25 protein-coding genes are annotated in these 26,002 nt (G+C 66.3%); 16 read left to right on the top strand and 9 right to left on the bottom strand.

What is annotated here, in order from left to right:
• Nucleotides 1–18: 18 nt before the first annotated feature.
• The 3 genes from FBY20_RS08395 to FBY20_RS08385 are packed head-to-tail and all read left to right on the top strand — an operon-like array spanning nt 19 to nt 2,569.
• Nucleotides 19–1,659, top strand: a complete 1,641-nt coding sequence (locus tag FBY20_RS08395) for an AMP-binding protein (protein WP_142051395.1) — start codon at nt 19–21, stop codon at nt 1,657–1,659.
• Between the two features lie 27 nt (nt 1,660–1,686).
• Nucleotides 1,687–2,112 carry a thioesterase family protein gene (locus FBY20_RS08390; RefSeq protein ID WP_062841615.1) on the top strand — a complete coding sequence of 142 codons (426 nt, stop codon included), beginning with the start codon at nt 1,687–1,689 and terminating at the stop codon, nt 2,110–2,112.
• Nucleotides 2,113–2,161: 49 nt separating this feature from the next.
• The gene (locus tag FBY20_RS08385) at nt 2,162–2,569 is read left to right on the top strand and encodes a RidA family protein (RefSeq protein ID WP_056327445.1); all 408 of its coding nucleotides are present in this window, start codon (nt 2,162–2,164) and stop codon (nt 2,567–2,569) included.
• 194 nt (nt 2,570–2,763) lie between these two features.
• On the opposite strand, the gene FBY20_RS08380 is transcribed toward FBY20_RS08385, so the two are convergent.
• On the bottom strand, nt 2,764–3,738 hold the full coding sequence (locus FBY20_RS08380) for an IS110 family transposase (RefSeq protein WP_142051393.1): 975 nt from the start codon (nt 3,736–3,738) through the stop codon (nt 2,764–2,766).
• A gap of 742 nt (nt 3,739–4,480) precedes the next feature.
• Complete coding sequence (locus FBY20_RS08375) at nt 4,481–5,467, bottom strand: AraC family transcriptional regulator (RefSeq protein WP_142051390.1); 987 nt, start codon at nt 5,465–5,467, stop codon at nt 4,481–4,483.
• Nucleotides 5,468–5,758: 291 nt separating this feature from the next.
• Here FBY20_RS08375 and FBY20_RS08370 point away from each other — a divergent pair, with 291 nt between their 5' ends.
• From FBY20_RS08370 to FBY20_RS08345, 6 genes are read left to right on the top strand one after another with little or no spacing between them, the layout of a single operon-like run.
• On the top strand, nt 5,759–6,949 hold the full coding sequence (locus FBY20_RS08370) for an ABC transporter substrate-binding protein (protein ID WP_142051387.1): 1,191 nt from the start codon (nt 5,759–5,761) through the stop codon (nt 6,947–6,949).
• Nucleotides 6,950–6,980: 31 nt separating this feature from the next.
• The gene (locus FBY20_RS08365) at nt 6,981–8,225 is read left to right on the top strand and encodes a dienelactone hydrolase family protein (RefSeq protein ID WP_142051384.1); all 1,245 of its coding nucleotides are present in this window, start codon (nt 6,981–6,983) and stop codon (nt 8,223–8,225) included.
• 9 nt (nt 8,226–8,234) lie between these two features.
• On the top strand, nt 8,235–9,584 hold the full coding sequence (locus FBY20_RS08360) for an aromatic ring-hydroxylating dioxygenase subunit alpha (protein ID WP_142051382.1): 1,350 nt from the start codon (nt 8,235–8,237) through the stop codon (nt 9,582–9,584).
• Nucleotides 9,575–10,108 (top strand): aromatic-ring-hydroxylating dioxygenase subunit beta, encoded by a 534-nt coding sequence (locus FBY20_RS08355; RefSeq protein ID WP_128829871.1) that lies wholly within the window; start codon nt 9,575–9,577, stop codon nt 10,106–10,108. The genes FBY20_RS08360 and FBY20_RS08355 overlap by 10 nt, the downstream gene beginning before the upstream one ends.
• Nucleotides 10,108–10,716: a cysteine hydrolase family protein gene (locus FBY20_RS08350; RefSeq protein WP_062841609.1), complete on the top strand. Its 609-nt coding sequence runs from the start codon at nt 10,108–10,110 to the stop codon at nt 10,714–10,716. Before FBY20_RS08355 ends, FBY20_RS08350 begins: the two co-directional genes overlap by 1 nt.
• A gap of 12 nt (nt 10,717–10,728) precedes the next feature.
• Entirely contained in the window at nt 10,729–11,547 is an 819-nt protein-coding gene (locus tag FBY20_RS08345; protein WP_142051379.1) for an SDR family oxidoreductase, read from the top strand.
• On the opposite strand, the gene FBY20_RS08340 is transcribed toward FBY20_RS08345, so the two are convergent.
• Nucleotides 11,544–13,292 carry a DUF342 domain-containing protein gene (locus FBY20_RS08340; RefSeq protein WP_142051376.1) on the bottom strand — a complete coding sequence of 583 codons (1,749 nt, stop codon included), beginning with the start codon at nt 13,290–13,292 and terminating at the stop codon, nt 11,544–11,546. The genes FBY20_RS08345 and FBY20_RS08340 overlap by 4 nt on opposite strands.
• 272 nt (nt 13,293–13,564) lie before the next feature.
• Here FBY20_RS08340 and FBY20_RS08335 point away from each other — a divergent pair, with 272 nt between their 5' ends.
• A complete protein-coding gene (locus FBY20_RS08335; RefSeq protein ID WP_142051373.1) occupies nt 13,565–14,308 on the top strand; it encodes a lytic transglycosylase domain-containing protein in 744 nt (247 codons plus the stop codon).
• 33 nt (nt 14,309–14,341) lie between these two features.
• Here the strand turns inward: FBY20_RS08335 and hemL are convergent, their stop codons facing one another.
• From hemL to FBY20_RS08320, 3 genes are read right to left on the bottom strand one after another with little or no spacing between them, the layout of a single operon-like run.
• Nucleotides 14,342–15,619 (bottom strand): glutamate-1-semialdehyde 2,1-aminomutase, encoded by a 1,278-nt coding sequence (gene hemL, locus FBY20_RS08330; RefSeq protein ID WP_056327425.1) that lies wholly within the window; start codon nt 15,617–15,619, stop codon nt 14,342–14,344.
• Nucleotides 15,620–15,624: 5 nt separating this feature from the next.
• Nucleotides 15,625–16,290 (bottom strand): thiamine phosphate synthase, encoded by a 666-nt coding sequence (gene thiE, locus FBY20_RS08325; protein WP_142051370.1) that lies wholly within the window; start codon nt 16,288–16,290, stop codon nt 15,625–15,627.
• Nucleotides 16,287–17,096: a hydroxymethylpyrimidine/phosphomethylpyrimidine kinase gene (locus FBY20_RS08320; RefSeq protein WP_174245394.1), complete on the bottom strand. Its 810-nt coding sequence runs from the start codon at nt 17,094–17,096 to the stop codon at nt 16,287–16,289. The genes thiE and FBY20_RS08320 overlap by 4 nt, the downstream gene beginning before the upstream one ends.
• 154 nt (nt 17,097–17,250) lie before the next feature.
• Between FBY20_RS08320 and FBY20_RS08315 the strand changes: the two genes are divergently transcribed.
• The 6 genes from FBY20_RS08315 to FBY20_RS08290 all read left to right on the top strand — a co-directional run bounded on the left by FBY20_RS08315 (nt 17,251) and on the right by FBY20_RS08290 (nt 21,508).
• Nucleotides 17,251–17,415: a rubredoxin gene (locus FBY20_RS08315; RefSeq protein WP_003814980.1), complete on the top strand. Its 165-nt coding sequence runs from the start codon at nt 17,251–17,253 to the stop codon at nt 17,413–17,415.
• Between the two features lie 146 nt (nt 17,416–17,561).
• Nucleotides 17,562–18,149, top strand: a complete 588-nt coding sequence (locus FBY20_RS08310) for a YqgE/AlgH family protein (protein ID WP_056327419.1) — start codon at nt 17,562–17,564, stop codon at nt 18,147–18,149.
• Nucleotides 18,142–18,543 (top strand): Holliday junction resolvase RuvX, encoded by a 402-nt coding sequence (gene ruvX / locus FBY20_RS08305; RefSeq protein WP_142051364.1) that lies wholly within the window; start codon nt 18,142–18,144, stop codon nt 18,541–18,543. Before FBY20_RS08310 ends, ruvX begins: the two co-directional genes overlap by 8 nt.
• 21 nt (nt 18,544–18,564) lie before the next feature.
• The gene (locus FBY20_RS08300; protein ID WP_142051361.1) at nt 18,565–19,485 is read left to right on the top strand and encodes an aspartate carbamoyltransferase; all 921 of its coding nucleotides are present in this window, start codon (nt 18,565–18,567) and stop codon (nt 19,483–19,485) included.
• Nucleotides 19,482–20,771, top strand: a complete 1,290-nt coding sequence (locus FBY20_RS08295; RefSeq protein ID WP_142051358.1) for a dihydroorotase — start codon at nt 19,482–19,484, stop codon at nt 20,769–20,771. Before FBY20_RS08300 ends, FBY20_RS08295 begins: the two co-directional genes overlap by 4 nt.
• Nucleotides 20,768–21,508, top strand: coding sequence for a 1-acyl-sn-glycerol-3-phosphate acyltransferase (locus tag FBY20_RS08290; protein WP_062841602.1), 741 nt, complete (start codon nt 20,768–20,770; stop codon nt 21,506–21,508). Before FBY20_RS08295 ends, FBY20_RS08290 begins: the two co-directional genes overlap by 4 nt.
• Before the next feature lie 543 nt (nt 21,509–22,051).
• Here FBY20_RS08290 and FBY20_RS08285 read toward each other — a convergent pair.
• From FBY20_RS08285 to lptG, 3 genes are all read right to left on the bottom strand, one after another.
• On the bottom strand, nt 22,052–23,026 hold the full coding sequence (locus FBY20_RS08285; protein ID WP_142051355.1) for an IS110 family transposase: 975 nt from the start codon (nt 23,024–23,026) through the stop codon (nt 22,052–22,054).
• A gap of 924 nt (nt 23,027–23,950) precedes the next feature.
• Nucleotides 23,951–24,784, bottom strand: a complete 834-nt coding sequence (locus FBY20_RS08280; protein WP_056327791.1) for a symmetrical bis(5'-nucleosyl)-tetraphosphatase — start codon at nt 24,782–24,784, stop codon at nt 23,951–23,953.
• Nucleotides 24,781–25,959, bottom strand: coding sequence for an LPS export ABC transporter permease LptG (gene lptG, locus FBY20_RS08275; protein ID WP_142051353.1), 1,179 nt, complete (start codon nt 25,957–25,959; stop codon nt 24,781–24,783). The genes FBY20_RS08280 and lptG overlap by 4 nt, the downstream gene beginning before the upstream one ends.
• Nucleotides 25,960–26,002 lie beyond the last annotated feature (43 nt).

Genomic DNA, 26,002 nt, shown 5'->3' with positions numbered 1-26,002 from the left:
TAGCCAAGGGGAATTTTCATGGAAGTATCCGCCCACATCGACACCTTCGCCCGGGACAACCTGCCCCCGGGCGAACAATGGCCTGAGTTCCTGCTGGACGGCCCCGACGTGGCCTATCCGAAGCGTTTCAATTGCGCGGTGGAATTGGTGGACGCCATGGTCGGGCGCGGCCACGGCGACCGCGTGGCCTTGCGCTGGCGCCAGGACGGCAAGCAGGCGTCGATGACCTATCGCGAACTGGCGGCGCTGACCAACCGCATCGCGCATGTGCTGACCGAGGACATGAAGCTGGTGCCGGGCAACCGCCTGCTGTTGCGCGGGCCGAACAATCCGATGATGGCGGCGTCGTGGCTGGCCGCGATCAAGGCGGGCCTGGTGACGGTGCCGACGATGCCGCTGCTGCGTTCGAAGGAACTGAAGCAGATCATCGAGAAGGCGCAGATCCAGGCGGTGCTGTGCGACGTGCGCCTGAAGGACGAGGCGCAGTTCTGCGCGCAGCCGGACCACGAGAACCATTGCCCGGGCCTGGCGCAGGTCATGTATTTCAATGACGCGGCAGCCGATGCGCTGGATACGCTGGCCGCCGGCAAGCCGGATACGTTCGAGGCTTGCGATACGGCGGCGGACGATGTGTGCCTGATTGCGTTCACCAGCGGCACGACGGGCGCGCCCAAGGGCTGCATGCATTTTCATCGCGACGTGCTGGCGATGTGCGATTTGTTCCCCAAGCATGTGATCAAGCCGGGGCCGGACGACATTTTCTGCGGCACGCCGCCGCTGGCGTTCACGTTCGGTCTGGGCGGGCTGCTGTGCTTTCCGCTGCGGGTAGGCGCCAGCACGGTGCTGGCCGAGAAGCTGTCGCCGGAGAGCCTTCTGGAACTGATCCAGGAATTCCGCGCGACGATCGTGTTCACGGCGCCGACCTTCTACCGGCAGATGGCGGCGCTGGTGGGAAAATTCGATCTGTCGTCGCTGAAGAAGAGCGTGTCGGCGGGCGAGGCGCTGCCGGATGCGACGCGCCAGCTCTGGAAGGATGCGACGGGGATCGAGATGATCGACGGGATCGGGGGCACGGAGATGATCCACGTGTTCGTGTCGAGCCCGCCGGAGTCGGTGCGCCGCGGCGCAATCGGCCGCGTGGTGCCGGGCTATGTGGCGCAGATCGTGGACGACGAGATGAAGCCGGTGCCCAATGGCACGGTGGGCCGCCTGGCGATCAAGGGGCCGACCGGCTGCCGTTATCTGGCGGATGATCGCCAGCGCCGCTTTGTGCAGAACGGCTGGAATCTGCCGGGCGATACGTTCGTGCAGGACGACGACGGCTATCTGTTCTATCAGGCGCGCAACGACGACATGATCGTGTCGGCGGGCTACAACATCGCGGGCCCGGAAGTCGAGGACGCGCTGCTGCGCCATGAGGCGGTGGCGGAGTGCGGGGTGGTGGGCGCGATGGATGACGAGCGCGGGCAGGTGGTGAAGGCGTTCGTGGTGCTCAAGCCGGGCTTTGCGCCGAGCGCGGAACTGGTGACGGCGATGCAGACGTTCGTGAAGGCGAACATTGCGCCCTACAAGTATCCGCGGGCGATCGAGTTCGTGGACGCGTTGCCGCGCACGGAAACCGGCAAGCTGCAGCGCTTTGCGCTGCGCAAGATGGCATAAGCAGGCAATCGGCAACAAGGAAACATCATGGCAGCACCCTTCGTGAGTCAGGTAGAAGTCCGCTTCCGGCATTGCGACCCGGCGGGCATCGTGTTCTATCCGCGCTATTTCGAGATGATCAATGATTTCGTCGAGGAGTGGTTCGACAAGGGAATGGGGCTGCCATTTCATGCGCTGCACGTGGAGCGGCACATCGGCACGCCGATGGCGTCGGTGACGTGCGATTTCAGCGCGCCAAGCCGCTGGCACGAAAAGCTTCGTCAGACGCTTTCGGTGCAACGCATCGGCGGGGCGTCATTCAAGGCGCTGGTGCGTTTTGAAGGGCCTGACGGGCAGTTGCGGTTGTCGGCAACGCTGACGATCGTGACGGTGGACCTGCGGACGATGAAGTCGATGCCGCTGCCCGCGGATCTGCGGGAACGCATGCAGGATTATCTGGCAACCGCGGCATAAGCGGGCGCCACCCTGTGGTTTGTTTATTTGATCAATAGGATGAGACGTTATGAAGATTCTGCAACCGCCGGATTGGATGGCGCCCCGGGGCTATTCGAATGGTGTGCTGACCGAGATGCAGGTGGGCAGCAAGCTGGTGTTCGTAGGCGGACAGGTGGGCTGGAACGGGCAGCAGCAGTTCGAGTCCGATGACTTCGCGGACCAGGTGCGTCAGGCGCTGCTGAACATCGTGCAGATCCTGGCCGAGGGCGGGGCGAAGCCGGAACATATCGTGCGGATGACGTGGTATGTGACGGACAAGAATGAATACGTGGCGGCTTATCCGGGCATCGGCAAGCACTACCGTGAGTTGATCGGCCGGCATTTCCCGGCGATGACGGCGGTGGAGGTTGCCGATCTGGTGGAGGATCGCGCGAAGGTCGAGATTGAAGTGACTGCGGTGGTGCCTGCGCAGTAACGCGTTATTCGGCTTGACGGTGTACCGAAGGTTCGCCGCTTTTGCTGCCCGGCCGGCACCGGGGGGCTGGAGCGGCGGGCCTTTGGTGCTTTTGGCCGCGCTTTTGTTTGGTTTGTTGGCGGGTTTTGCTGAAGTGGTTTACTGGCGCTCTCAGGATCCTCAGATCGTCAGATACCGTCTTGACCGTCAAGCGTTCAGACGTAGTCGGGCCGATACGGTGTCCGAGTTTTAAGCACGCCGAAGCACAGATGCACCAGCTTTCTCATGGCCGCGCCTAGCGCGGCCATTTTGCTCTTTCCAGCTGCTAAGAGTCGCGCATAAAGCGCACCAACGTGTGGGTTGAAGCGCTTGCTGACGATAGCGGCCATGTAGAGGGTGGCACGTACCGTGCTGGGACCCGTTTTAGATAGCCGCGGCCGGCTGTTCAGACTGGTGCCGGACTGGCGTTGCACCGGTACCACCCCCAAGTAGGAGGCCAAGCCCTCGGCTGACTCGATGTGTCGGTTATGCATGATCGACAGGATCGAGTTCCCCGCTCGATCCCCGATGCCGGGGATGCTGGTCAGCAGTTCCCGATCCTCCTTCAGGTCCGGGTGGCGGTCGATGTGGTCATTGATCGCATGATCCAGGCGTTTGATCTCTTCGCGCAGGAACGCGATCGTTTTGGCTATGGATCCCTCGACCAGCACGGGTGGATCACTGAACTGCGTCTTCTCCTGGCGATTGAGTTCGCGCTGCAGATCCTTGGCCAGCGCGTCGCGCCGAGCCAACAAGGCCCGTAGTTGACGGGCATGCAGCGGTGCGGGGCGCCACAGCCCAGGCTTGAGCGCCTGACCGTAGCGGGCCAGCACGTAGCTATCGATTCCATCGGTTTTGGAGCGCACCGCCAGCGCCCCAGCGAAGTCGCGCACCTGGGCAGGGTTGACCAACGAGACACTGACCGAAGCGTCATGCAGGGCCGTGGCAGCCTGCTCATGGTATTGCCCTGTGGGCTCGAGCACGGCATGCAACTGCGCCGGCTCGGCTCCCTGCTTGGCGCACCACTGCAGCAGCGTCTGCACGCCCGCTATCGAGTTGGGTACGACCTTGGTCTTGCGTTTGTTGGCATCGCTGCCAAGCAGCGCGCAATCCAGCTTCGCCTTAGAAACGTCAATTCCGAGAAAAAACATAAACCTAAGCTCCCTTGCCAATACCAAAGAAGCCCGCTGCGCCCACTTGCCTTGTACATACAGGGTCCAATGCCCTAGGCTACCGTCCAGTGTCCAGCCGGCTCAGAGGTGCGGAACCGAGGCGTAATCTGAACCACAAAGTCCAGGCTCTAGGTGTCTGAACACGCTCATCGGTCCGCTTGTAGCGATAGCTAATCACTACAGTGGCCAAGATACAAGGTGTCTGACACCCGCAGGAGATAATCGTCATCGCACGGCGGTCATGGCCGGGTGTCTGACACCTTCATGATGCCCCGGTGCCGTTCTTAAGACGCCCGGCGCGTCGTCGGCCTGGGGCGCGCGGGGCTACGATTGCGGTCCGGAGCCTTCGCTCCGGACTCCCCCTTCGTCATCTTCGTCCAGGCCTTCGGCCTTCCCTTCAGATTCCCTCGGGCGCATCTACACGCCCCGCGCACCCCAGGCCGCCGCCACGCCGGGCTCTGGCGGTTTCAGCTTGTCGCGCGTTGGGGCGAATTGAGTTCTTGAGGTTCGTGCCTGCGGTTGCTCGGGTTCAAAGCATCTTGCGTTGCCCGCCCCACTGCGGCCGCGCGGGCGGCCTGGTGGGGCTTACGCGGTGTCTTGCGGCTGACAGGTGCGCTGCGCGCTCGCGGTGGGCGTTGTTTTTGCCACGTAAGACTGAATCGGGTGTCTGACACCCGTGCCTGGGCGTAGGACTGATTCGGGTGTCAGACACCGCGTTCCATCATCCCGCTGCGCGCCGCGTCTCTCTCGGGAGTTCTCCAAAACGCTCCCGGTAATACTCAGAAAACCGGCCCAAATGCCCGAACCCCACGCTCAGCGCCACCTCCGTGACGCTCGCGTCCGGCTGGGTCTTCAACCGTGTCCTCGCCGCGTCCAGCCGGAATGCGCGCAGCGCATTCATCGGCGTGGTGTTCCGGTGTTCCTGGAACAGGCGCGTGAGCGCGGTGGCGCTGGCGCCGGCGTGGCGGGCGATGTCGTTCAGGGTCAGGGGGGCGCCCAGGCGTTCGCGCATGTAGGTCTCGGCGATGCTGAGGCGGCGCGGGACGGTGTTGGGCTGGCCGGCTTGGGTTTGCCAGGTGTTGGGCTGGTTGTAGAGCAGGTGCAGGACCAGGGTGTCTTCCAGGTGCTCCAGCCACGCGGCGGGTGGGCGGCGGGCGCCGTCGTCCAGGGTGGGAAGCAGGTGGATGAGGCTGGTCATCATGCTGCGCCAGGCGGCGCCGATGGGAGTGTCCAGGCGCAGGGCGGGACTGAAGTCCAGGGGGCCTGCGGCGGCGTCGCCGAAGGCGCGTTGGCCCATGGCTTCCAGTTTGCCTCTTGGGATCTTGAGCAGCAGTTGTTCGCAGCCGGCCTCCCAGTGCAGGCGCAGGCGGCGGTTGGGGGCGATGACGGCGGCGCAGTCGGGGTCGGCGTTGACGCCTTCGTCGCCGCATTCGATGCGGGCGCGGCCGCGCAGCGGCACCTGGACTAGCATGAAGTCCTGCAGGCGGTCGGGTTCGATGTGGACTTCGGCGCCGTAGCGCAACGTACAGACGGTCAGCGAGCCGAATCGGCCCCGGTTCAGCTCCGCGTCGACGCGTCCGCCTTTCCAGGTGAGGCGGTGGTCCTTCAGGGCTTCGGACACGCGCGCGCGGGTCTCATCCTGTTGCGTGGAGCTGAAGACGCGCCGTTGCAACAAGGGCGCCAGCTCGATTCGGGACCAGCCGTGCATGGAAGCCTCCGGGACGGGACCGATCCCGTATCTGGAGGCAGCGTAATGTAATCGGGCCGCATTGGGAATTAAGTGAATCCCGGATAAGGGTGGCGGTATTCGGATAGAGCTGGGGTGGACGCGGCCCTAATCTTGCCGGGAGGCGCCGTGCAGGATGGTTGGCGCCTGTTGGATTGCAGACGCCGCGGCGCGTAAGCTGGGCGACTTGGATCGGCGGCATGCGTGTACCGACGGCAGACGGGTTCTGTCAGCTTTCCGCCAGCGCGGCTGGCGGCGAATACGGGGTGGCACATGAATCGAAATCGATGGAGCCGGCGCGCGCTGGCGGCGCTGGTTTGTCTGGGGGCGGTGGCGGGCGCGACGGGTGTGGCGTCGGCAGCGGACAAGGTGAAGGTGGGGCTGCTGACCACGCTGTCGGGGCCGGGCGCGGCGTTGGGCAACGAGATCCGGGACGGCTTCAATCTGGCGCTGCAGCATACGGGCGGCAAGCTGGGCGGGTTGACGGCGGAAGTGGTGGTGGCCGATGACCAGCAGAAGGCGGATACGGGGCGTCAGGCGGTGGAACGGCTGCTCAAGCGCGACCGGGTGAACGTGATGACGGGCATCGTGTTCTCGAATGTGCTGCTGCCGGTGATGCCGGCGATCCTGCAGTCGGACACGATCTATCTGAGCACGAACACTGGGCCTGAGAATTACGCGGGCGCGGGCTGTAATCCGAATTTCTTCGCGGTGGCCTGGCAGAACGAGGACATCCCGGCGGCGATGGGCAAGTACGCGGCCGACCAGGGCTACAAGCGCGTGGCGCTGATCGCGCCGGACTATCCGGGCGGACGCGAGTCGCTGAACGGATTCAAGCGCCTGTACAAGGGCGGCGTGGCAGAGGAAATCTATACGCAGCTTGGTCAGCTGGACTATGGCGTGGAGATCACGCAGCTGCGCGCCAGCAAGCCGGATGCGGTGTTCTTCTTTTTGCCGGGCGGCATGGGCGTGAATTTCATCAAGCAGTTCAACGGGGCGGGCCTGTCCAAGGACATCGCGCTGCTGGCGCCGGGCTTTTCGGGTGACGAGGACACGATCGCGGCGGTGGGCGCGCCGATCAAGGGCCTGCGCAACACGGCGCAGTGGGCGGCAGAGCTGGACAACCCCGCCAACCGCAAGTTCGTCGAGGATTTCAAGAAGACATACAACCGCAGCCCGTCGCTGTATGCATCGCAGGGCTATGACGCGGCAATGCTGCTGGACAGCGCGGTGCGCCAGACGGGCGGCAAGCTGGATGCCGAGTCGCTGCGTCCGGCGCTGCGCCGCGCGGACTTCAAGTCGGTGCGGGGCGATTTCAAGTTCAACCGCAACCAGTATCCGGTGCAGAACTATTACCTGCGCGTGGTCGAGGCGGACGCCAGCGGCAAGCTGTCGAACAAGCTGTCGGGCACGGTGCTGACCCAATACCAGGATCCCTTTGCCGCCGCCTGCCAGATGAAGTAGGCCGCCGCGCATCGCAACACAGGAGATACGCATGACAGAACGCATTTCGACGCGCGAGGTGACGATCGCCTCGCACGATGGCAAGTCCTTTGGCGCCTATCTGGCGGTGCCGGCTTCGGGCCGCGGGCCGGGCCTGGTGTTGTGCCAGGAGATTTTCGGGGTCAACGATTTCATGCGGCGCAGCGCGCAGCTGCTGGCCGAGGAAGGGTATGTGGTGCTGGTGCCGGATCTGTTCTGGCGTCAGCAGCCCGGCATCCAGTTGACGGACGGCCCGGCCGACATGCCGCGTGCCTTCGAGCTGTACAAGGGCTTTGACGTGGATGAGGGCATCAAGGACATCGCGTCGACGCTCGCGGCGCTGCGCGATTTGCCTGAGCAGGAGGGCGGGGCGGGCGTGCTGGGCTATTGCCTGGGCGGCAAACTGGCCTATCTTGCCGCCTGCCGCACGGACGCGGATGTGGCGGTGGGTTACTACGGCGTGGGCATCGAAGACAGCCTGCAAGAGGCCGCCAATCTGCGTGGCCGTCTGGTGCTGCACATTGCCGAGCAGGACGGCTTCTGTCCGCCCGAGGCGCGCGCGCGCATCCTGGAGGCGCTGGGCGGCAAGCCGGGTGTGGAGCTGTACGTGTACCCCGGCGTGGATCATGCCTTTGCGCGCACGGGCGGCGACCACTACGACAAGCCGTCGGCGTTGATGGCGCACCAGCGCAGCATGGCGGCGCTGCAGCGCACGATCGGGCCGGAATTCGATTATTCGTATCTGTGGGACAAGCATTGCGAATATGAATTCGGCACGCGCGACGTGGCCGCGACGATGGCGACGATGGTGGCCGAACCCTACGTGAACCACATTCCGACGATGACGGGCGGCGTGGGCCACAAGGAGCTGTCGCGCTTCTACCAGCATCATTTCGTGAACAGCAACCCGCCGGACACGCGGCTGGTGCCGCTGTCGCGCACGGTGGGCGCCACGCAGATCGTGGATGAACTGCTGTTCTGCTTTACCCACACGACCGAGATCGACTGGATGCTGCCGGGCGTCGCACCCACGGGTAAGTACGTGGAGATCCCGCTGGTGGCCATCGTGAAGTTCCGCGGCGACAAGCTCTATCACGAGCACATCTATTGGGATCAGGCCAGCGTGCTGGTTCAGGTGGGCCTTCTGGACCCCAAGGGCCTGCCGACGGCCGGGCGCGAGACGGCGGCCAAGCTGCTGGACGAGACGCTGCCTTCCAACACGCTGATGGCGCGCTGGAAGGACAGCGAGAACAAGTAGGGAGACGACATGCCTTATACCGACGAACAACTTGCGGACCTGGTGCGCGGCGACAGCGTGCATCGGGACCTGTACACGGATCCGGCCATCTTCGATCTGGAGATGCAGCGCATCTACGGCCGCGCCTGGATTTACGTGGGCCACGAAAGCCAGGTGCCCAAGACGGGCGACTATCACACCACGCGGCTGGGCGATCAGGACGTGCTGATGGTGCGCGCCGCCGACGGCCGCGTGCATGTGCTGTACAACCGTTGCCCGCACAAGGGCGCGAAGGTGGTGGCCGACGGCGAGGGTTGTGCGGGCAAGTTCTTCCGCTGTCCGTATCACGCCTGGACGTTCAAGCTGGACGGCAGCCATCTGGGCGTGCCGCTCAAGCAGGGCCTGGAAGGCACCTCGTACGATCCGGCGGATCCGTCGTTCTCGATGCGGCGCCTGCCGCGGGTGGAGAGCTACCGCGGCTTCGTGTTCGCCAGCCAGGCGGCCGAGGGGCAGGCGCTGGTGGACTTCCTGGGGGGCGTGCGCTCGTCGATCGACAACCTGTGCGACCGTTCGCCCGTGGGCGAAGTGGAAGTGGCGGGCGGCGTCTTCCGCGTGATGCAGCGGTCGAACTGGAAGGTCTTCTACGAGAACCTGCACGACACGATGCACGCGCGGGTGACGCATGAATCGTCGTATGCCGCGGCGCGCGACGAGGCCAAGGAAATCGGCGAGATGCCGCTGGAACTGCACATCATGGACGGCAACGGCGAGCCCTACGAATTCTGGGAAAAGCTGGAGCTGCGCGCCTACGACAACGGCCACGGCTACATGGAGGGCATCTTCAATCCGGGCGCGGCCGAGCGCGATCCCGTGTCGCGCGCGCACTTCGAGTCGCTGACCGCCGCCTATGGCGAACAACGCGCCCGCGAGATCCTGGGCATGAACCGCCACAACACGGTGATCTACGGCAGCGGCTCGCCTCACACGGTGTTCCAGCAGTTCCGCGTGATCCGGCCGGTTGCCGTGGACCGCACGCTGATCGAGATTCAGACATTCCGCTGCAAGGGTGCGCCGGAGGGCGTGTTCAAGCGCGCAATGCTGTATGCCAACGTGATCAATTCGCCGTCGTCCAACGTCATGCCGGACGACATCGAGCTCTACAACCGCTGCCAGGAAGGCAACGCGACGCGGGGCGGCGACTGGGTCAGCATGCACCGCTATCACGGCACCGACCGCGTCGACGCCGACGGCATGGTGTCCGTGAACGGCACCAGCGAATTGCCCATGCGCAACCAGTTCCGCGCGTGGAAAGCCTACATGGAGGCCGGCGCAGTTAATGGCGCCGCTGCCCCGGCCAAGGGAGACGGCGCATGCTGCTAGATCTGGATTTCGACGTCGGCACCGCGAACCTTGCGCCCGCCGACGTGCCCGCCGATGCCTACCACCGCATCGCCCAGTTCCTGTACCGCGAGGCGCGGCTGCTGGACGAGCGGCGCTATGACGACTGGCAGGCGCTGTGGACCGAAGACGGCATGTACTGGATGCCGCGCAAGCCGGGCCAGGAAAGCCCGTACGACTACATCTCGCTGTTCTGGGAAGACCGCATGCTGCGCGATGTGCGCATCCGGCGCCTGGAACATCCGCGCAACTGGTCCCAGCAGCCGCCCACGCGCACTGTGCGGCTGGTGGGCGGCGTGCAGGTCGAGGGCGTGGATGCCGGCGGCAACCTGGTCGTTCATTCGGTCTTTCAGATGACCGAATGGCGCAAGCGCCAGCCGCGGCAGCTGGCAGGCCGCTACACCCACAAGCTGGCCGCCGAGGGCGACGGCTGGCGCATCCGCATGAAGCGCGTGGACCTCGTCAATTGCGACGATGCGCATGATGCGTTCGAGGTGTTCGTGTGATGAGCGCGGACGTGGCGGTGCTGGCGCTGCACTATCAGAACGATGTGCTGCATGCGGATGGCAAGATCCGCGTCGGGCTGGATGCCGACAGCGGGGCGCGCCAGCGCCTGCTGGACAACGCCGCCGCCTTGCTGGAAGGCGCGCGGTCGCATGCGCTGCCCATCGTGCACGTGCGCATCGCGTTCCGGCCCGACTACGCGGACCTGCTGCCCAACTGCGATATCTTCCGCAACGTGGCCAGGATCGGGGCGGTGCCGGAAGGGCAATGGGGCAGCGCGTTCTATGACGGGCTGCAGCCGCTGGCGGGCAGCACGCGCGAATTCGTGGTCAAGCACACGCGCATCAGCGCGTTCTATGGCACGCCGCTGGAGGAAACCCTGCGGCTGCTGGGTGCGCGGCGGCTGGTGGTGGCCGGCGTGGCGACGCATTCGGTGGTGGAAGGCACGGTGCGCCATGCCGCCGATATCGGCTTTTCGGTCATGGTGGCCGAAGATGCCTGCGCATCGGCCGACCCGGCGGTGCACGCGGCGTCGCTGGCCAGCATGCGGCTGATCGCGCAGACGGCGCCGGTGGCCGACGCGGTGCGCTGGGCCGCCGCGCCCAACTGACAAGGAACACACATGGACTTTTCAAGTTTCCCGGGCCTGGCGGGCAAGACCGCCATCGTCACCGGCAGCACGCAGGGGCTGGGCGCGGACATTGCGCGCGGCTTTGCCGCGGCGGGCGCCAACGTCGTGCTGGTCGGCCGCAATGCCGACGCGGGCCGGGCGCTGGCACATGCGCTGGGCGAACGCGCGCTGTTCTGCGAAACCGACATCGGACAGGACGCGCAGATCCAGGCGTGCATCGATGCCGCGCTGGCGCGCTTTGGCCGGCTCGATTTCCTGGTCAACAATGCCTGCCAATATGCGGACCGCGGGCTGGCGTCGACCCGCGAAGAGTGGCATCGCACGCTGGACACGAACCTGGTGTCGGCGGCCATCTTCACGCAGATGGCGGCGGCGCATCTGCCGCGCGGCGGCGTGGTGGTGAACCTGGGCAGCACGGGCGGAAAGTTCGGTGCGGCCGGGCGGGCGCTGTACCCGGCGTCCAAGGCCGCGCTGCTGCAGATCACCAAGAATTTCGCGGTGGAACTGGCGCCGTCGGGCGTGCGCGTGCTGGCGGTGTCACCGGCCTGGACGTGGTCGCCGTCGGTGGAACAGTTGTCAGGCGGATCCCGCCAGGCTGCGGACGCGGTTGGCGCGCATTTTCACCCGCTGGGCCGGGTGGGCTCCGGCGAAGAGATTGCCGCGGCGGTGTGCTTTGCGTGTTCGGACGCGGCATCTTGGATGACCGGCGTCGACATTCCGGTGGACGGCGGCTTCTCGGTCCTGGGCCCCGACCGCGGCATCTCGCCGCGCGTATGGTTCAAGGAACTGATGCCGGAAGACGGCGCCTAGCGAATAACGATCTCGCCTTCTTCCAGGCCGGCCTTGCCGCCCACCTGGTCTTCCAGGAACTCCTGCATCTTGTTGCCCAGCTGGATCTTCGTACCGCTACAGAAGCGGCGCGTGGCGGCGATGGTGGCGTTCTGTTGGGGCAGCAGGTCGCGCGCCAGCTGGGCTTCTTCGGTTTCCAACCCGGCCAGATCGCCAATGAGCTTGGTGTGCGTGTTGCGCGCGCGCTCGACCACGTCGCCAGAGGCCCGTTGCGGATTGGCCTGCAGGAACATCAGCAGCTGCTCCAGCTTGGCCTTTTCCTCGTTCATCTTCAGGCGCTTGCGCGTGAGCGCCGAGCGCTTGATGTCCGCGTGCGGATCCAGGCCTGCCTGCACCAGCGTCGGAATGCCTGCCGGCGAGCCGATGGTGCCGGCGCGCACCGCCAGCAGGGCGCGGGTTTCGCCGCCCGTGATGGCGCTTTGCTGCGTGTTGGGCGGGCCGACGTTCACGCTGCCGCCGGCGGCAATGCTGCATTGACGGATCTCGCGTTCGACGTCGATGTCCTGGCCCGCGCTGATGACGGCGTTCTCGATGAATTTGGCGCGCAGCGTGCCGCCGCAGACGATGTGCGCGGTGCGCGCCGCGGCCGTGGCGTCGTGCACGGTTTCGGCCATGCCGATGATGCCGCCCTTGACGGTGACGCTGCCGCCGGCCTCGACCAGCGCGGCCTCGATGGTGCCGTTGACGACCACGTCGCCGGTGACGCGCACTTCCATCGTGGCGGCAATGTCGCCGCGCACTTGCAGGGAGCCTTCGAAGTTGATGTTGCCGGTGGACAGGTTGACGGCGTCCACCTCCACCATCGGATTGACCTGCACGCCATGGGTGATGATTGTCGGCGTGCCGGCGATGGCCGCGCGCAGCAGCAGGGGATTCTCGGGATCGACTTCGACGCCGGACAACTCCTTGGAGAACGGCGTGTCGTGCAGCTCTTCGGGCATCACCGGCTCGCCGAGCACGTTGGTGCCGTCCACGCCCGGCAGCGGCGGAATGCGGCGCATGAGCGGCGTGCCCGGCGACACGAGCAAGAGGCTGCCCAGGTCCCGGTAATCCACCTGGGCCAGTTCGTCGATGTCTTCGGCGCGCGGCTTCAGGCGGTCGAGCAGGCTCTCGAAGCGGGTGGGGGTGCCGCGCGTGGGCGGCGTGCCTTGCGCGGCCAGGATGGTCTCGGCACGCCCAAGCGCCACGGCCTCGGCCAGCGCGCTGTCCAGCACGCCGTGCACGATGCCCTGGTCGGCCAGCGCCTGGCGGACCGCTTCCAGCGTGACGGGCTTGCCGCCCTTGGGCGGATGCAGCGTCAGAGTTGCCGCCATGCGGGTTGCGTTCAGTTCGATGTCGAAGCTGCCGTCAACCACCTGGCCGACGGGGCTCTGCACGGGTTCGGCGGCCGTGCGGCACAGGTCGATGAAGGCGAGGATGGCGTGGTTGTCGAGCGCCTCGGCGCCCCAACCCTGCGCGGCAGCGGCGGCGACCAGGGCGTCCCAGGTCGGCAGGTCCGTGTTGATGAGCGGGGCGTCGGCTTCATCGGCGAGGGCGACGCTGGTGTCCTGGTCGTCGGGCTGTTCGCCGCCCTCCTGAGGGGCGGGCGCCGCGGCAGGCGCGGGCGCGGCCTCGGAAGGTTCCGGACGGGGTGGCGGCGTGTAGACCGCCGTCAGGACGTTGGTGTCGGCATCCAGCACCAGCTGGAGCATGTTTTCTGCGCCCATTTCACCCTCTCTCCGGTTCCGGCACGAACGGCCGGTTCAATCATTTGGTAATTGAACGAAATATTACGTCATATTCATTGCAAGGACGATCTTTACCGGCCTGTAACACGCAAAATTTATCGTCCGCATGGCCTAGTCATGTCCCCGATTTTCCCTGGGAAACCAGCGGCTTGCCGCGATGTAGATCATCGGCAGGAAAGACAGGACCGGGATGGTGCAAGCAGCATTAGGGCTCGCCAACGCGTCTCAGGACGCCGCCGGAGCCCCGTCCCATGTCCCAACCGCCCACTTCCATTCTTTCGGCCACGCGCGCCATCCTGGCGCGCGCCGGCGGGATGGCGGCGCTGGCGACGGGTGCTCTGGCGCTGGCGGCCGCAGCGCCGGTCCAGGCCGCCGACACCTACCGCTACAAGGACCCGTTCGGGGTGTGGCGCACGATGAAAGTGCCCACCGGCACCGGTAAATACTACAAGCGGGCGCAGGCGCGGACGGCGGGGCGCGGCAGCGTCGAAGCCCTGTGCCTGACCTGTGAGCCCGAGGTGGGCGACGGTGCGCGCCGGGTGACGCGGGCCGCGGCCGAACCGCCCTTGCGCTGGAGCACGGTCAAACCCACGACCAAGCACGACAACCTGATCGCCCGCGCCGCGCTGGATTCCGGCGTCGACCAGGCGTTGCTGACTGCGGTCATTGCCATCGAATCGGGGTTTCGCAGCGATGCCCGCTCGCCCAAGGGCGCGCTGGGGCTGATGCAGTTGATGCCGGCGACGGCCGCGCCGTTGCTGTCGGTGGACGACGTGGAACGCGCGCTGGTGGATCCGGCGACCAACGTGCAGGCCGGATCGCGCCATTTGCGCCGGCTGATCGACCGGTATCCGGGCCGCCTGGATCTGGCGCTGGCCGCGTACAACGCGGGCGAGGGCGCCGTGCGCAAGTACGACGCCGTGCCGCCCTACGCGGAAACCCAGGCTTATGTGAAGAATGTGACGGCCCTGTACGAGCAGTACAAGGCGCCTTGAAGGGAGCGGGCGGCAGGCCCGCTCCGCAGACGCTTACAGCCCCGCGAAAACCTTTTCCGCGATATCCAGCGTGGCCTGGATCACGGCGTCGTCGTGGGTGGCCGACACGAAGCCCGCTTCGAAGGCGGACGGCGCAAAATGCACGCCGTGGTCCAGCATGGCATGGAAGAAGCGGTTGAATGCCGCCGTGTCGCACGCGGAGACCTGCGCGAACGAGGCCGGGATGCTGTCGCTGAAATAGATGCCGAACATGCCGCCCACCGAATCCGCAGAGAACGGCAGGCCGGCCTTGCGGGCGCGTTCTTGCAGGCCCTGCGCCAGCTTGGCGGTCTGGGCCGACAGGTTCTCGTAGAAGCCCGGGGCGCCGATCAGGCGCAGCGTGGCCAGACCCGCGGCCACGGCCACCGGGTTGCCCGACAGCGTGCCGGCCTGGTAGACGCCGCCCAGCGGCGCGATGTGCTTCATGACTTCGGCGCTGCCGCCAAAGGCCCCCACCGGCATGCCGCCGCCGATCACCTTGGCCAGCGTGGTGATGTCGGGCTTGACGCCGGTCAGGCCCTGCACGCCTTGCGGTCCGACGCGAAAGCCCGTCATGACTTCGTCGAAGATCAACAGCGCGCCGTGCTGCGAGCAGACTTCGCGCAGACCTTCCAGGAAGCCGGGCGCCGGCTTGATGAGGTTCATGTTTCCGGCGACCGGCTCCACGATGATGCAGGCGATGTCGGCGCCGTGCTGCGCGAAGGCTTCGCGCACGGCATCCAGGTTGTTGTATTCCAGGGTCAGCGTGTGCGAGACGAACTCAGGCGGCACGCCGGCCGAGCTGGGATTGCCGAAAGTCAGCAGCCCCGATCCCGCCTTGACCAGCAGGCTGTCCGAATGGCCGTGATAGCAGCCTTCGAACTTGACGATCTTGGCGCGGCCGGTGGCGCCCCGTGCCAGACGGATGGCCGTCATGGTGGCTTCGGTGCCCGAGCTGACCAGGCGCACCTGTTCCAGCGACGGCAGGCGCGAGATCAGCACTTCGGCCAGTTCGATTTCCGCTTCGGTCGGCGCGCCGAACGACAGGCCGTTGACGGCCGCTTCCTGCACCGCGCGCACCACTTCCGGGTGCGAGTGGCCCAGGATGGCCGGGCCCCAGGAGCCCACGTAATCGATGTACTGCTTGTCTTCCGCGTCCCACACGTACGGACCCTGCGCACGCTTGATGAAGCGCGGCGTGCCGCCCACGGAGCGGAAGGCGCGCACCGGCGAGTTGACGCCGCCGGGGATGCTGCGGCAGGCGCGGTCGAAAAGCTGAGCGTTACTGGACATGGGTATCAAGACTTGCGGTTGAAGTTGGCGGAATAGGGCGCCGAGCAGGCCACGGCCGCGGCCCGGATGCTGGGCGCCTCGAACAGGCTCGTGATGACGGCGATGGCGTCGGCGCCGGCCTGCGCCACGAGCGGGGCGTTGGCGGGGGTGATGCCGCCGATGGCCACCACTGCGGGACGGGGCGCATCGCGCTCATCGGCCAGGCGGCGGGCCTCGGTCAGGACGGACAGCGGCGCGCGCACCGTGTCGGGTTTGACCGTGGAGGCGAACATGGCGCCGAAGGCGATGTAGTCGGCGCCGGCGTCGAGCAATTCACGTGCCCGCGTCAGGTCATCGTAGCTGGAGCCGCCAAGGATCAGGTCGGGGCCGGCCTCGCGGCGGATGTGCGCCAGGCTTTCGTCGTCGCGGCCCACGTGGGCGCCGTCGGCGCCGACATCCAGTGCAAGGCGCCAGTCGTCATTGATGAGGAACACCACACCCAGTTCGCGGCACAGCGGCGCCAGGGCGCGGGCCTGCGTCGCGCGCACTGCGTCCGGCACATTCTTGCGGCGCAACTGCAGCGAGCGCATGCCGCCCGCGGCCGCATCGCGCACGGCCTGCAGCAGGCGGTCGGTGTCGTCCCATTCAGGCGTCACGCCATACAGGCCGGTGGGGAAGCGCAAGGATTTCATTGGGGCAGGATCCGGTTGGGAATGCGCCGGCCCATGCCCGGCAGGAAGCTGGCGGCCACGGCCGCGTCCGCGTGGACCAGACCCTGGCGCACGGCCTCGGGCATTTCCAGGCCCTGCGCCAGCATGGCGGTGATGGCGGTGGCCGCCACGCCGCCGGCGTCGCCGTTGCGGTCGGGCGGCGCCTGCCAGGGCCAGGTGTGCGTCTGGCCGCCGGGGCCGAGCAGCACGTTGGCAAAGTGACCGGGACGCTGGGGGCTGCCCAGCACCAGGACCCAGGCCGCGCCGGCTGCCACCAGGGCGTGCATGGGCGTAGGTGCGTCCCCGATATCGATATCGCCGTCGGCGTGCCACTGCGCAAGGCGCAGGTGTTCGATGACCAGCAGGTCCGTCTGCGGCAGCACCAGTTCCAGCGTCGCGGCCAGGAGGTCGTCGGCTTCGTCCTCGTCGGCGGCGCTTGCGGGCACCTGCGCGCGCTGGCCCAGGTGCAGAACGAGCGGCACCTGGCTATAGTCGGCGGCAACCTGCGCCGCCACGCTGGCCGTTTCCGCGGTGTATAGTCCGCCCACCTTGATGGCCTGCACCGGCATGTCTTCGAGCAGGCAACGCGCCTGGTCGTCCAGCAGGTCGGGCGAAACGGGGTGGATTTCTTCGATGCCGGCGGTGTCCTGCACGGTCAGCGCGGTCACGGCCGCCAGGCCATGACAGCCCAGGCGGGCGCAGGTGACGGCGTCCGCGGGCAACCCGTCCGAGCCGGAGGGATCGAACGGGCCGAAGACCAAAACGAGAGGGGGAGTTACGGAGGCCACGTGACAACGCTTGATTGAGGGCGCCCCGGCTCATTTGGCATGAATCAGGGGAACCCCTATTGGGTTTCGGTAAGATTGTCCCCATTCTAATGGAAGCCCCTCACCTTTGCCCCACCGCGGGGATGCCGGTGGGGAATTGATGTAAGAGAGAACTATGCGTACTTGGATGTGTTTGATTTGCGGCTGGGTCTATGACGAAGAGGCCGGCCTGCCCGACGAAGGCATCGCTCCCGGCACCCGCTGGGAAGACGTGCCGCCCAACTGGGTCTGTCCCGAATGCGGCGCGCGCAAAGAAGACTTCGAACTGATGGAAATCTGAAGCCGTCACGCCCACATATTCCGCCAAGGCTCGTAAGATGGGGCATACCCCATCCCTAGTAACCGCCGCAGGGCCGCCAGGCATGATGTTTGCGTCTGCGCAGTCACTCCGAACGGTTTTCACAGACTACCCATGAAGGGGTTGCCATGACGGAAAAACATACCGAAAGCGCTGCGGCGCAGGCGGCCAACTTCGCCAACCAGTTCCTGATCGCCATGCCGGGCATGGTCGAGGGCAGCTTGGCGGGTTCCGTCATCTACGTGTGCGAACACACGGACCGCGGCGCGCTGGGGCTGGTCATCAACCGCCCCACCGACCTGACGCTGGGCACGCTGTTCGAGCGCATCGACCTGACGCTCGAGATCGGACCGGTCAAGGACACGTTCGTCTTTTTTGGCGGACCGGTCCAGACCGATCGCGGCTTCGTGCTGCACGCGCCGGCCGGCGACTACAGTTCCAGCATCAAGCTGGGCGACATGGCGCTGACCACGTCGCGCGACGTGCTGCAGGCCGTGGCCGACGGCAACGGCCCCGCGCGCATGCTTGTGACGCTGGGCTACGCCGGTTGGGGCGCGGGCCAGCTGGAAAGCGAGATGGGCCAGAATGCCTGGTTGAGCGTGGGCGCGGACGCGCACATCATCTTCGACGTGCCGCCCGAGGAACGCTATCCCGCCGCGCTCAAGCTGCTGGGCATCGATCCCGTGATGCTGGCCGGCGACGCTGGACATGCCTGAAGAAACCCTGCTTGCCTTCGATTTCGGCGAAAAGAAGATCGGCATTGCCATCGGCAATACGCTGACGCGCCAGGCGCGTCCGCTTGAAATCATTTCCAGCGAGGTCCGCGACGCGCGCTTTGGCCGCATCGCGGCGCTTTTGCAGGAATGGCAGCCGCACCGCGTTGTCGTCGGACTGGCGCTGGACGCCGAGGGTGGCGAACAACCTGCCACGGCGCGCTGCCGGCGCTTTGCCAACCAGTTGCACGGCCGCTTCGGCATCGCCGTCGAACTGGTCGACGAACGCGGCTCCAGCATGGAGGCCCAGCGCCTGCTCGGCACGCATGCCGCGGACGACGCAATGGCCGCGGCTGTTATCCTGCAACGCTACCTTGACGCCTTGCCCGCGGCCTGACGGCCGCGGCTTGTCTTGCCCATGCTCAATCCGCAACTCGATCGCCGCGGCGAACTCGCGCATCTGCTCACCACGGAAGGGTTGCCCCGCCGTCATGTCGAGCGGCTGCTCGAGATGGCGCGCGGACACGCGGCCGCCGGCGATGCGCCGCCATCCGCCGCGCCGGGAATGCCGGTATTTCTTTGCCTGCCCGACACGGATGCCGCCGACCGCGAAGCCTACGCCGTGGCCGCGGCCAGCCTGTCCATGCTGCCGGTGCCGCTGGACGCGCAAGCCGGGCAGGCGCTGGCCGAAACCGTGGCGGGCCTTGCGCCGGGCGTGCTGGTCCTGCGTCATCCCCAAAGCGGCGCGGCGCATTGCGCAGCCGCCCATGCCGCGCCGGGCCTGCGCGTCCTGAACGCGGGCGACGGCCGGCATGCCGATCCGGTGCCGGCGCTGGCGCTGATGCAGGCCATCGGCGATGCCAAGCCCGACCTCACGAGCCTTGTCGTCACGCTGGTCGGCGACATCCGCCATTCGCGCGTGGCGCGTTCGATCATCCACCTTCTGACGACGCTGGGCGTACCCGAGGTACGTGCCGCCGCGCCGCGCACGCTGCTGCCCGACGGTCTTGCGCAACTGGGCGTGCGCGCCTGCGCCACCCTCCTCGAAGGCCTGAGCGACGCCGACGTGGTGATCGTGTTTCCCTTGAATGTCGAAGACCTCAGCGGCGCGCAGCTTCCGTCGGCGCGCGAGTACGCCCATACGCATGGCCTGACGGCCGCGACGATGGCGGCCGCCAAGCCGGACGTGCTGCTGTTGCCTGCCGGCGGGCTGGTGCCCGGCGTGGAGGTTGACGGCGACATCGCCGCCGGCCTTGAGCCCACCGAGGCGGGTGTCGCGGCGCTTGAACAACCGCTGCGCACGGCGGTGTTGCGCGTGCTGGCCGGAGCGGCGCCATGAGACTGCACATTGCCAATGGCCGATTGATCGATCCCGCAAATGGCGTGGACGGTCAGCACGATCTCTACATCGCATCGGGCCGCATCATTGCGGTCGGCGCGGCGCCGGACGGATTCCAGGCCGATCGCCGCATCGATGCCAATGGTCTGGCGGTGCTGCCGGGCCTGATCGACCTGTCCGCGCGCGTCGCGCAGGCAGGCCACACCGGATTCGCGCCCGCCGAGTTGCGCGCGGCGCTGGCCGGTGGCGTGACACGCCTGGTGCTGCCGCCCGACGCGGAAAGCCCGCTGGATGAGCCCACGAAGGTCGAGGCGCTGATGCGTCACGCGCAGGCCGGGCAGTGCGCCGTCCACCCGCTGGGCGCGATGACCGTGGGTCTGGCGGGCGAAACGTTGACGGAAATGGCGCTGCTGGCGCGCGCGGGCTGCATCGCCTTTTCGCAAGGCGAGTCCATCATGGCCGACACGCGCGTGCTGTGGGGAGCGATGCGATACGCAAGCGGACTGGGCCAGACCTTGTGGTTGCGAGCGCAGGATCCGTGGCTGGCGCGCGGCACGTCGGTGGCAGGCGGTCCGTACGCGGAGCGTCTGGGCCTGGAAGGGATGCCCGCCCAGGCGGAAGCCGTGGCGCTGCACACGATCTTCGAATTGCAGCGCGCAACGGGCGCGCGGATTCACCTGGCGCGCCTGTCGAGCGCCGCCGGTATCGACCTGCTGCGCAAGGCCCGCCGCGAAGGCTTGCCGGTCACGGCAGACGTGTCGGTGAACAGCCTGCTGCTGACCGACGTGGACATCGGCTTCTTCGACACGAATCACCATCTGACGCCGCCGCTGCGGGGCCAGCGCGACCGCGACGCGATCCAGTCGGCGCTGGCTGACGGCGTGATCGACGCGCTGTGCTCGGATCACACGCCGGTTGACGCCCGAGGCAAGGCAGAACCATTCGCGGCGTCCACGCCGGGCGCGACGGGGCTCGAACTGCTCTTGTCGCTGGCATTGAAATGGGCGCGCGACAGCCGCCGCCCCATCGGCGACGCCCTGGCGCGCGTGACGTCCGGCCCGGCCGCGGTGCTCGCCGCCGTCGCCCCGCAGCTCGGCCCGTGCGGCCATCTGGGCGTGGATGCGCCGGCGGACCTGTGTCTGGCGGACCTGGACGCGGAATGGATGGTGATGCCCGCGGCGCTGCAAAGCCGCGGCGTCCATACACCTTTCGCAGGTATGATGCTGCCCGGTCGAGTACGAGCCACCATGGTTGGTGGCCAACCGGCCTGGGAGACTCCAGTTTGAAGCTGCTGCGCTTTGTCCTACGGCTGAGCCTTGTCCTGCCCCTGATCATTTTCGGCCTGCTTTGCGTGGGCCTGGTCTTCCCCCTGATGCGCCCCGCCGCCCGCGCGCGGCTGAACCGCCGCTGGTCGCGCTGGCTGATGGCAGCCTGTGGCCTGCAGGTGATCCTTAAAGGCGAGCCGCGCCTGGAAGGCCCGGTGCTGCTGGTGGCGAACCACGTGTCCTGGATCGACATCTTCGTACTGAACTCGGCGCGAGCGACGTCATTCGTGGCCAAGAGCGAGATCCGCTCCTGGCCGGTGATCGGCTGGCTGGTCGCCGGCGCCGGCACGCTCTTCATCGAACGCGGCCAACGCCACGCGGTCCACGCGATGGGCGAGTCGATGCAGGACCGCTTCAAACAGGGCGACGCGGTCGGCCTGTTTCCCGAAGGCACCACGAGCGAAGGCTTTGAACTGCTCCATTTCCACGCCAGCCTGTTCGAACCGGCTCGAGCAGCCGCGGTGGAAATCCAACCCGTGGCGCTGCGCTTCATGCAGCACGGCAAACGCAGCGGCTACGCGGCCTTCGTGGGCGAGGAGTCGCTGGTGGCGAACCTCTGGCGCGTGCTGGGCGTTACAGGATTGGCAGTCGAAGTGGTGTTCCTGCCCCCGCTGGCGGCGCGGCATCCGGATGGGTCGCTGCCGACGCGATTGGAACTGTCGCATCAGGCTAGAGAGGCGATTTTGCGGGTGCTTTGAGGGTGGCTGGGTGAGGGCGGGCTTGGTTTGGGGCGCCAGCGGTTAGGACGTCAGAGGCTTTCGGCAATCGCTCGAATCGGAGGGGCGTCTTTTTTGAACGGCCTCTAGTGAGCTGGGGCTGAAGGCTAGCTTGGTATTTTCGGTTGGCGGATTGGGTTCTTAAGGCGTCCGGCACGGCGGCGACCCGGGGCGCGCGGGGCCACGATTGCGGTCCGGAGCCTTCGCTCCGGACTGCCCCGTCGTCATCTTCGTTGTCGCCTTCGGCGACTGCCTTCAGATTCCCTCGGGCTTATCGACGCCCCGCGCACCCCGGGCCGCCACCGCACCGGACTCGAGAAATAGAAATCTGACGGCCGGCGGGGTGGTCGGTGTGCTTGGCATTTTTGTGCAGAGACTTTCTGGCTAGAAGCATCTTGCGTTGCCCGTCTCCGTTCGGCCGCGCGGGCGGCCTCCGGAGACTTACGCGGCGTCTTGCGGCGTGGTGATGACGCTTCGCGCGTAGGTACGTGCGTCTCACCAGATACCGTCTTGACCGTCAAGCGTTCAGGCGTAGTCGGGCCGATACGGTGTCCGAGTTTTAAGCACGCCGAAGCATAGATGCACCAGCTTTCTCATGGCCGCGCCTAGCGCGGCCATCTTGCTCTTTCCAGCTGCTAAGAGCCGCGCGTAAAGCGCACCAACGTGTGGGTTGAAGCGCTTGCTGACGATAGCGGCCATGTAGAGGGTGGCACGTACCGTGCTGGGACCCGTTTTAGATAGCCGCGGCCGGCTGTTCAGACTGGTGCCGGACTGGCGTTGCACCGGTACCACCCCCAAGTAGGAGGCCAAGCCCTCGGCTGACTCGATGTGTCGGTTATGCATGATCGACAGGATCGAGTTCCCCGCTCGATCCCCGATGCCGGGGATGCTGGTCAGCAGTTCCCGATCCTCCTTCAGGTCCGGGTGGCGGTCGATGTGGTCATTGATCGCATGATCCAGGCGTTTGATCTCTTCGCGCAGGAACGCGATCGTTTTGGCGATGGATCCCTCGACCAGCACGGGTGGATCACTGAACTGCGTCTTCTCCTGGCGATTGAGTTCGCGCTGCAGATCCTTGGCCAGCGCGTCGCGCCGAGCCAACAAGGCCCGTAGTTGACGGGCATGCAGCGGTGCGGGGCGCCACAGCCCAGGCTTGAGCGCCTGACCGTAGCGGGCCAGCACGTAGCTATCGATCCCATCGGTTTTGGAGCGCACCGCCAGCGCACCGGCGAAGTCGCGCACCTGGGCAGGGTTGACCAACGAGACACTGACCGAAGCGTCATGCAGGGCCGTGGCAGCCTGCTCATGGTATTGCCCTGTGGGCTCGAGCACGGCATGCAACTGCGCCGGCTCGGCTCCCTGCTTGGCGCACCACTGCAGCAGCGTCTGCACGCCCGCTATCGAGTTGGGTACGACCTTGGTCTTGCGTTTGTTGGCATCGCTGCCAAGCAGCGCGCAATCCAGCTTCGCCTTAGAAACGTCAATTCCGAGAAAAAACATAAACCTAAGCTCCCTTGCCAATACCAAAGAAGCCCGCTGCGCCCACTTGCCTTGTACATACAGGGTCCAATGCCCTAGGCTACCGTCCAGTGTCCAGCCGGCTCAGAGGTGCGGAACCGAGGCGTAATCTGAACCACAAAGTCCAGGCTCTAGGTGTCTGAACACGCTCATCGGTCCGCTTGTAGCGATAGCTAATCACTACAGTGGCCAAGATACAAGGTGTCTGACACCCGTATAGACGGCCTTTAAGCTTGAAAGAGCGTTTCAGGGGTGTCAGACACCTTTGCGAGAGAGATCAGCACCTTCGCGATAACGTCCCCAGTCGCCGCTAATCGTCCCTTGAACTCAAGTGCCCGATGGGCGGCGCGAACAGATCGGCAAGCTGTGGCGACCCGTCGCCGCGCCGCCCATCACCGCCCACCCCCATCGTGACGGCGGCATTAGCAAACCAATCACCGCCAGCGCGAAGCGCACCCCCTCACGACGTCCCACCGCCCCGATGCCGATTGCCGCCGCCCGGGCGGCAGCAATTCGGCGGCCCCGCAAATTCCCTTCCCTGAACACAGGTCTTGTAGCGCCCCAAGCCAAAGACCCTGGCAGCACGGCGTCGCGGTCACCGTGGGTGCGAGCGCCGTCGATGCGCCCGAGGGAATCTGAAGGGAAGGCCGAAGGCCTGGACGAAGATGACGAAGGGGCAGTCCGGAGCGAAGGCTCCGGACCGCAATCGTGGGCGATCGTGCCCACGGTGACCGCGGCGTCGGGCGACCTACGAAGACGGTACGCGACCGACGAAGATCCGCCGTGTCGTGTGACCGACGAAGACGGTACGCGACCTACGAAGATCCAACCGGGAACGGCCTAAGAAGAACAGAAGAACAGAAAAACAGAAAAACGAAAAAACCCCGCCAAAACACCCGCCAGCACTCACTCCGCCATCGGATCCTGAAACTGAGAACACTTAACCTGCACGACCTTCCGATCCTGCAATCGCAAAGCCGTCAACGACCCGCCCCACACGCATCCGGTGTCCAGGCAAATCACATCCGGCCGCTGCAACAACCCCAGCGTCGACCAATGCCCGAACACCGTCGTCACGTTACGGGTCGCCCGGTTAGGCACATCGAACCAAGGCACCAATCCGGGCGGCCAAGCCCCCGGCGTCACCTTCGTTGCGAACTCCATGTGTCCGTTGGGCGTGCATAGGCGGATCCGCGTCAGCGCGTTGATGATCACCCGCAACCGTTTGCCGCCCTTGTGGTCTTCCTTCCAGGTGGCCGGCTCGTTGCCGTACATCTTTTGAAGCGCCTTCTGCCAGTTGGGGCCGCGCAGCGCGTCCTGGACTTCGCCGGCCAGGGCCAGCGTCTTGGCGACGTCCCACTTGGCCAGCGTGCCTGCGTGGACCAGCAGGTGGTTCTGTTCGAAGTGCGCCAACGGGCGGGAGCGCAGCCAGTTGAGCAGGTCCGTGGCGTCCGGCGCGCGCAGGATGGATTCCAGCGTGTCGGACTTGGACGGCTTGCGTACGCCCGCGGCCGCGGCCAAGAGGTGCAGGTCGTGGTTGCCCAGGACCACCGTGGCGCGGTCGCCCAGGTCGATGATGCGGCGCAAGGTTTCGAGCGACTGCGGGCCACGGTTGACCAGGTCGCCAGCGAACCAGAAGCGCGACTTGGGGTCGCCGACGAGTTCGGGGTGGGACAGCAAGCGATCCAGCGGCGAGCAGCAGCCCTGCACGTCGCCGATCATCCAGATACTGCCGTTCATGCGGGACTCTTGCTCCAAGGCCAACGTTGCTGGACGAGACGGGTAATGGTGTGGCGGTATTCCATGTAGCTCATGGCGCCCAGCGCCAGCGCCATGGCGCCCAGGTTCGGGCCCAGGGCGGTCAGCCAGGGCGGCCACTTGCCCAGCATACCCACGTTCAGCGCAAGCTGGTTCAGCATGAAGAAGGCCACGCCCAGCAGGATGCCCACGAACACCTTGGCGCCGACGCCGCCGCGGCGGGTCTGCATGAGGCCGATGGGGGCAGCGATGGTGATCATCACGATCAGGGTGAAGGGGTAGGCCAGTTTGCGCCACAGGGCGACGACCTGGCGGCCATATTGAAGCTGGTTGTCCCGCAGGTATTCCACGTAGTCGAGGAGCGTGACGATCGACATGCGTTCGGGGGTCAGCACGCGGGCCAGCAGGCGTTCGGCGCTGAGGGTGGTGTCGATGGAGCGTTCGGGCAGGGTGACGACGGTGGCGGGCGGATTCTTGGGCGGCCGGGCGTTGGCCAGCGCCTCGGCGGCCTCGGCGTCCAGGCGCGTCTCGGAGACGTCCTTGAGCACCAGGTCGCCCCGCGTGAACGTGCCCGTGGGGGCGGTGGACAGCGCCGTCATCGTCAGGTCTTTCTTGAATTCGTAGAGCGTGACGCCCGCCACCTGGCCGTCGCCCTTCAGTTCGGCGATGTTGATGATGCGGGTGCCGCCGTTGGCGGTGGGTTCCTTGAACCAGTAGCCGCTCTTCAAGCGATCGCCGCCGGCCTTGCCGCGGAACATCAGGTTGGCCTCGCCGGTCTTGACCTCGGCCCAGGGCGTGACGTATTCGGACAGCAGGCCCGCGCCGATCATCAGCGGGATGGTGACGATCCAGAGCATACGCAGAAGCCGCATGCCGCTGACGCCGGAGACCCGCAGGATGACGAGTTCGTTGCGCTGGGCCAGGCCCGCCAGCGCCAGGATGGCGCCGATCAGGAGCCCGATGGGCAGAAGATCATAGAGACGGGTGGGGATCGCCAGCGCCTGCATGTACAGCAGGGCCATCATGGAGAACTTGTCGCCCACGTTGTCCAGGTCGTCCACCAAAGCGAAGAACGTGAAGAGGCCCAGCAGGGCCAGAAGGACCACTGCGCAAGAGCGATAGACCTCGCGGGCCAGGTAGCGACGTGCAGTACGCATGGAGGAAAAAGGAGTGGAGCGCGTAAACGTGAAAGCTTAACAA

Source organism: Achromobacter sp. SLBN-14 (genome assembly GCF_006715415.1).
Taxonomy (GTDB): Bacteria; Pseudomonadota; Gammaproteobacteria; order Burkholderiales; family Burkholderiaceae_B; genus Achromobacter; species Achromobacter mucicolens.
Note: the sequence above shows the minus strand (reverse complement) of the source record. Positions and strands in the feature narration are given on the sequence as shown.

Bases quoted from the DNA above. Each gene is read 5' to 3' on its own strand.
- FBY20_RS08365 (WP_142051384.1), top strand. From the start codon at position 6,981: ATGACAGAACGCATTTCGACGCGCGAGGTGACGATCGCCTCGCACGAT.
- FBY20_RS08380 (WP_142051393.1), bottom strand. From the start codon at position 3,738: ATGTTTTTTCTCGGAATTGACGTTTCTAAGGCGAAGCTGGATTGCGCG.
- FBY20_RS08295 (WP_142051358.1), top strand. From the start codon at position 19,482: ATGAGACTGCACATTGCCAATGGCCGATTGATCGATCCCGCAAATGGC.
- FBY20_RS08340 (WP_142051376.1), bottom strand. From the start codon at position 13,292: ATGGGCGCAGAAAACATGCTCCAGCTGGTGCTGGATGCCGACACCAAC.
- FBY20_RS08350 (WP_062841609.1), top strand. From the start codon at position 10,108: ATGAGCGCGGACGTGGCGGTGCTGGCGCTGCACTATCAGAACGATGTG.
- FBY20_RS08390 (WP_062841615.1), top strand. From the start codon at position 1,687: ATGGCAGCACCCTTCGTGAGTCAGGTAGAAGTCCGCTTCCGGCATTGC.
- FBY20_RS08300 (WP_142051361.1), top strand. From the start codon at position 18,565: ATGCTCAATCCGCAACTCGATCGCCGCGGCGAACTCGCGCATCTGCTC.
- hemL (WP_056327425.1), bottom strand. From the start codon at position 15,619: ATGTCCAGTAACGCTCAGCTTTTCGACCGCGCCTGCCGCAGCATCCCC.
- FBY20_RS08355 (WP_128829871.1), top strand. From the start codon at position 9,575: ATGCTGCTAGATCTGGATTTCGACGTCGGCACCGCGAACCTTGCGCCC.
- thiE (WP_142051370.1), bottom strand. From the start codon at position 16,290: ATGAAATCCTTGCGCTTCCCCACCGGCCTGTATGGCGTGACGCCTGAA.
- FBY20_RS08370 (WP_142051387.1), top strand. From the start codon at position 5,759: ATGAATCGAAATCGATGGAGCCGGCGCGCGCTGGCGGCGCTGGTTTGT.
- FBY20_RS08280 (WP_056327791.1), bottom strand. From the start codon at position 24,784: ATGAACGGCAGTATCTGGATGATCGGCGACGTGCAGGGCTGCTGCTCG.
- FBY20_RS08310 (WP_056327419.1), top strand. From the start codon at position 17,562: ATGACGGAAAAACATACCGAAAGCGCTGCGGCGCAGGCGGCCAACTTC.
- FBY20_RS08375 (WP_142051390.1), bottom strand. From the start codon at position 5,467: ATGCACGGCTGGTCCCGAATCGAGCTGGCGCCCTTGTTGCAACGGCGC.
- ruvX (WP_142051364.1), top strand. From the start codon at position 18,142: ATGCCTGAAGAAACCCTGCTTGCCTTCGATTTCGGCGAAAAGAAGATC.
- FBY20_RS08385 (WP_056327445.1), top strand. From the start codon at position 2,162: ATGAAGATTCTGCAACCGCCGGATTGGATGGCGCCCCGGGGCTATTCG.
- FBY20_RS08335 (WP_142051373.1), top strand. From the start codon at position 13,565: ATGTCCCAACCGCCCACTTCCATTCTTTCGGCCACGCGCGCCATCCTG.
- FBY20_RS08285 (WP_142051355.1), bottom strand. From the start codon at position 23,026: ATGTTTTTTCTCGGAATTGACGTTTCTAAGGCGAAGCTGGATTGCGCG.
- FBY20_RS08360 (WP_142051382.1), top strand. From the start codon at position 8,235: ATGCCTTATACCGACGAACAACTTGCGGACCTGGTGCGCGGCGACAGC.
- FBY20_RS08345 (WP_142051379.1), top strand. From the start codon at position 10,729: ATGGACTTTTCAAGTTTCCCGGGCCTGGCGGGCAAGACCGCCATCGTC.
- lptG (WP_142051353.1), bottom strand. From the start codon at position 25,959: ATGCGTACTGCACGTCGCTACCTGGCCCGCGAGGTCTATCGCTCTTGC.
- FBY20_RS08315 (WP_003814980.1), top strand. From the start codon at position 17,251: ATGCGTACTTGGATGTGTTTGATTTGCGGCTGGGTCTATGACGAAGAG.
- FBY20_RS08395 (WP_142051395.1), top strand. From the start codon at position 19: ATGGAAGTATCCGCCCACATCGACACCTTCGCCCGGGACAACCTGCCC.